We start from the raw sequence: 6049 nt of genomic DNA on the forward strand, positions 1-6049 counted from the left end.
TTTTTTAGTGCTCTTTTCTTTTTCTTAACATATTTATCGACATTTAATTATATTTTTTTTATACTTTTAAAATTCCCACAGTCCAAGCATTAAAAACTCTTATAAACTAAATTAACTTTTAATAATAACAAAAAGCACATGCTTTTAAGACTTGGTATGCATAATCAATAAATAGTAAACAACCTAAATGAAAAGAAATCTACTCCTAATTTGTATTAGCCTTATAACCTGTTTTACCTATGGACAGGTTATCAATGAACCGGCCAACTGGCCTTCTACCAGCTGGACTATTTCTGGCAGTTATTATGTAACCACTGGTGTATTTGAAGGAAATCCTCTAATTACCGCAAACTTCGCCTATGACGACGGAGTTGTTGCAACACCCACAGAGATTGCTGCCGAATCTCCTGTAATAGATCTTACCCCTGCACATGTTGCCGGAGAAGACCTAATTTATTTCACTGGAGATTACGTATATAATTATGCAGGCAGTGATGAACTTATTATACAATATTATAATGCTCAAACAGGTAGTTGGGTAAACTGGGATGCTCCTATCAACAGTGATACCACTTCTCCTCCTACAGACAATTATTGCTCAGGAACACATGAAAATTATCTTAGCAGCCCATTAAATATTGCTAATTTTACACCTACTCAGTTAAGTAACTTCCAGTACCGTATATATTTTAATGACAACAATTCTTTCGCAAAGGGTTTTTGCTTTAGTAATCCTGCTATCCATTCCGAAGCACTACCACCATGTGATGCCCCTACAGATGTTACGATTAACACACTTGCGTATACCTCTGTCATCTTTTCATGGACTCCTGGGGGTTCTGAAAATCAATGGGAAGTATTTGTAGTACCTACGGGTACATCAGTATCTGGTTCTGGAGACATGACCAACACCTATACCAACTATGAATATAACGGTCTGAACCCTAATACAACCTATGACATCTATATTAGATCTATATGTTCTTCATACAATAGTATTTATACAGGTCCCATAACTTTTACGACTCTAGATAACACACCACAACCACCTACAGGTGTAAGTTGTTCAACGGGTTCTGGCACGTACGTATTTATAGAAGAATTTGATGCTTCTAGCGATTGGACAGGTGATATCAACTCAGGAAGTGCAAGTTGGGAAATCCCAGATGATTCAGGAAGTACAGGCACAGGTCCCTCCGCTGCTTATAGTGGATCTTCCTTTATGAATTTTGAAGCTTCGGGTGCCAATACAACAGGAAGTATTGTTTCACCAATAATAGACCTTACTGATGCTACAGAAGCGGTAGAATTATCATTTTACATGCATGCCTATGGAGCAGGAATGGGAACTTTTGAAGTAGGCATTGGAACTTCAGTTTCCGGACCATTTACAAACGTATTCACTTGGACAGGGCAATACCAAACCAGTTCTAGTGAAGACTGGTTACCGGTAGGAATTGATTTAACTGCCTATGCAGGGCAAACCATATATATTGAGTTTAAACAAATTCCAACAGGAAATCCGTATGGTGATTTATCTATTGATTTAATGCGTGTAGAAGCCTGCGGCACGTTTTGCTTTATACCCTCTAACGTAACTGTTTCAGATATTACAACTTCTACTATTGACCTTGACTGGATACCAAATAGTGGAGAGTCTGAATGGGAATATGTTATACAACCAGCAGGTACAGGAACCCCTACAACTGGTACCGAAGTAATTTCAAATTCTTTAGATGATATAGGTACACTTACTGCCGATACCGATTATGAAGTATATGTAAGAGCTAAATGCGATACCGACTTTTATAGCAACTGGACATCCCCTGTAACCTTTACCACGCCAATACAAACAGACTATACAGTTGATTGTTCTGCTGGTTCAACGAATGTTACCTATTGTTACGAGAACAACGATACAACTACTTTTACTTTTACCGCTGAAAACGGAGTATCCAACTTAGAATTAGTATTTAATTCTGGTGGGGTACAGAATGGTGCAGATATGATTATGATTACCGATTATGACGGTAGTCTATTGTACCTTGGTTATGGAAGCTCTGGAGACTTAACCGGACTAACAGCCTCCTCTACAGGCACATCCATGTCGGTTCAGATAATATCTAATAATACAGTCAACTGTAGTTCGAGCAGTAGTATTGACAGCTGGGATTTTGATGTAACTTGTGGAGATTGTATGTCGGCTCCTCAAGTAGATTATACTATGGTGAGCGACTGTGCTAATGGCCCGCAGTTTATGATTAATGCCGAGATTACCGATATGGCAGGCGCTTCTAGCGTAGTCTTAAGTGATAACGCAAGCGGTATCCCTTTAACTGTTTACAATACCGGAATTTATATATTAGGTCCGTACCCTAATACTACCGACGTAGTAATCACCGCTACCAACAATGATATAGCAGGTTGTGCCTCGTATAGTGATGCTATCACGCAAACCAACTGTTTACCAATTACTGCTATTGCTTGTAACGAAATTGAGGCAGGAGATGACCAAACTATAGATTGTGGAACTAGTGACGTTCAGCTATCTGCTAGCTATATTGTTTCAGGATCAGACACCAATCAATACGAATTAAGCAGCATTTCTTGTGATCCGGATACCACACCGGGTACACCTTCACAAATTACGAATGATGATGTGTATTCAGGGCTTATAGATATTGGATTCAATTTCTGCTTTTTTGGAAATACTTATAGCCAGTTGGTAATTGGTGCCAACGGAGTAATTTCCTTTAATACTACCTATGCAAACTCATTTTGCCCATGGGGCTTTAATGCTTCAGTTCCTGATCCTGGATTACCACTAAATGCAATCTTTGGGGTGTTCCACGATATTGACCCTTCTCAATGTGGAACTATTGAGTATGCGCTCTCAGGTACCGCTCCAAATAGAGCTTTTATTGTAACCTATAATGTATGTCAATTTAACTGTACAAACTTAACATCAAACACACAAATTGTACTACATGAAACTACCAATGCTATTGAAATAAATATTATTGACAAACCTACATGTACCGCATGGAACTCTGGGGTAGCTGTTGCAGGAATACAAAACAGTGATGGTACTATTGGGTATACGCCACAAGGACGAAATACAGGTGCATGGACGGCAACTAACGAGTATTGGAGATACGTACCATCCGGCCCATCAAACTATACTTTTGAATGGCTTGAAGGAAGTACTGTACTAGCTACCGATAGTCCGTATATAACTGTAAACCCTTTAAGTACTACTACCTATACAGCACAAATAAGTTATGCAGCATGTGATGGTACTACTGCTACCTTCTCTGATGATGTAACCGTTGCGGTAAACAATGCAGTAGACCCTGATGAATTTACAACAGAAAATGCCATAGAGCTTGTTCCTGTTGCTATTGATAATATTGGATCTGCTATTTATCCATATAATTACAACGGTTATACTTTGGAACCACAAGAACCGGTTGCCTCTTGCTTTAGCTCGGGTATTAATCAAACCACCTGGTTTGAATTCACAGCACCGGCTTCAGGAGAAGTGCGGATTAACACTTCACAACCTTCCGGAATTACAGCTATTGAAATGGCTGTTTATGAGACGGAAACTACCTCTTGTACCAACCTTACAACAGCAGGTAACGAAATCGCATGTACCGCAACCGAAACTTATTTGGAATTTTCAGGAGCAAGTTCTTTAACTCCTGGAGCTACTTATTTGATTCAGGTAAATCAGGGAACAACAGGAGCCGACAACTTTAATATTGTGGTTACTAATTTAGCTTGTTCTCCATTAAGTTATGATTCTGCTACTATAGAACCCGATTGTACAAACAACCAATTCTATGTAAAAGTATTAATCACAGGATTAGGTAACGGTATGTATTCGCAATTGACAGACGGAACCAATACTTGGGATGTATATATGCCAGGAACTTTCTATGCAGGACCTTATACCAACGGATCAACAGCAAACCTAACTTTAACACATGGATTAAATACCGATTGTGATATTGACCTTGGAGACTTCACCTATACTTGCCCAACCATCTGTAGCCCTGTTACCTATAATACCACTACTGTTACAGATGATTGTACAAACTCACAATTCTATGTAGCTATAGATATTACTGATATAGGTAATGGTACTCCATATATTACAGACGGAACCAACACATGGAATATTACCACTACAGGCACCATGCAAGTGGGGCCGTTTAGCAATAGTGCCCCGGTAAACCTAACAATTACACATGGCTCTGATAGCTCGTGCGACATGTACGTAGGTTCTTTTGCTAGTACTTGTTGCATTCCGGCTACCTATACTACACCAACCATTGTAGAAGATTGTAGCAATAACCATTTTTATCTTTCTATTGAGATTACTGACCTTGGAAATGGCTCACCAGAAATTTATGGTATTTTCGGAGACATTACTGCTATTCAAAATACTGGTACTTTATTGCTTGGACCTTATGCAAGCGGTTATAATGTTACAGATAGTTTTTATAACGGCTGTGAGACAATAGATTTAAGCTCTTATACCTATACATGCCCTCCACCAACATGTACAGCTACAACATACTCAGTTGCTAGTGTATATTCAGATTGCACAAATAATCAATATTATGTGAATGTAAATATTACAGACTTAGGAGATGGTACACCGTACATTACAGACGGTACCAATACCTGGAATATTACCTCTTTAGGAACTACCACAGCAGGGCCATTTACAGAAGGTTCTACTACTAATTTAATCCTAAAACATGGTGTGTATAGCAACTGTGATATTGATTTGGGATCATTTACAGCGTCTTGTCAGACGGTATGTTCTCCTGCCAGCTATGCTTCGGCAACAGTAAATGCAGATTGTGCCAATACTCAATTCTATATTGATGTAGACATTACCGATTTAGGTAATGGTACTCCTTCTATTACAGATGGTACCAACTCATGGCTGGTAACCACTACAGGTACTATGCAAGTAGGTCCGTTTGCCGATGCTTCTACGGTAGCTCTTACTCTTGAACATGGTACAGATACAACTTGCGATGTAGATATGGGAACCTATACCTATACCTGTCCGTTTGTGTGTAGCCCAGTTATTTATAACACTGCTGTAGTTACAGATGATTGTGCTAACGACTTATTCTATGTAAATGTAGACATTACAAACCTTGGTAACGGAACACCTGCTATAACAGATGGTACAAATACTTGGCCTATAACAGCCACAGGGGTTACCGCTGCAGGACCATTTGCAGATACCGATACCGTTTCATTAACCATTGTTCATGGTATTGATGCCACTTGCAATAGTAGTTTAGGTGACTTTATCTCAGGGTGTTGTATTGCTCCATCATATAGTGCTGCTAGCGTAGTACCTTATTGTGATAATTCACAGTTCTACGTAGATATAATTATTACCGATCTTGGTAACGGTACACCTACCATTACAGATGGTACAAATACTTGGGCAGTTAATGCTACAGGTACCATGCAAATTGGACCATTTGCGTCTGATAGTACTATAAACCTTACGCTAGAACATGGTAACAGCACCACGTGCAATGTAGATATGGGTTCATTTACCTATACATGCCCGTTTGTATGTAACCCTGCTAATTACGGAGTTACTTCAATTTCGGCAGATTGTTCGGCACTTGAGTTTTATGTAAATGTAAATATTACAGCTCTAGGTAATGGTTCTCCTTCTATTACAGATGGTACTAACACTTGGCCAGTAACCGCTACAGGTACTATGCAAGTAGGGCCTTTTGCAGATGCTTCATCTGTAAACCTTACTTTAGAACATGGTACAGATGCTACTTGTGATGTTGATATGGGAACCTATACCTATACATGCCCAACAACATGTAGCTCGGCTACCTATGATTCGGCTACGGTAAGTGCAGATTGCGCCAACTCAAGATTCTTTGTATTAGTAAACATTACAGACTTAGGTAACGGAATTCCATATATTACTGACGGTACAAATACTTGGCCGGTAACTACCACAGGTTCTAATGTTGTAGGACCCTTTGCA

Annotated in this window: 1 protein-coding gene; it reads left to right on the top strand. The window is 39.2% G+C overall.

What is annotated here, in order from left to right; all coding sequences use genetic code 11:
• Positions 1–187: 187 nt before the first annotated feature.
• The coding region (locus NBRC110019_RS16470; protein ID WP_281756571.1) for an NIDO-like domain-containing protein at positions 188–6049 on the top strand (5862 nt) is incomplete at its 3' end.

Origin of the sequence: Neptunitalea chrysea, from assembly GCF_027924145.1 — a bacterium.
GTDB classification, from domain to species: domain Bacteria; phylum Bacteroidota; class Bacteroidia; order Flavobacteriales; family Flavobacteriaceae; genus Neptunitalea; species Neptunitalea chrysea.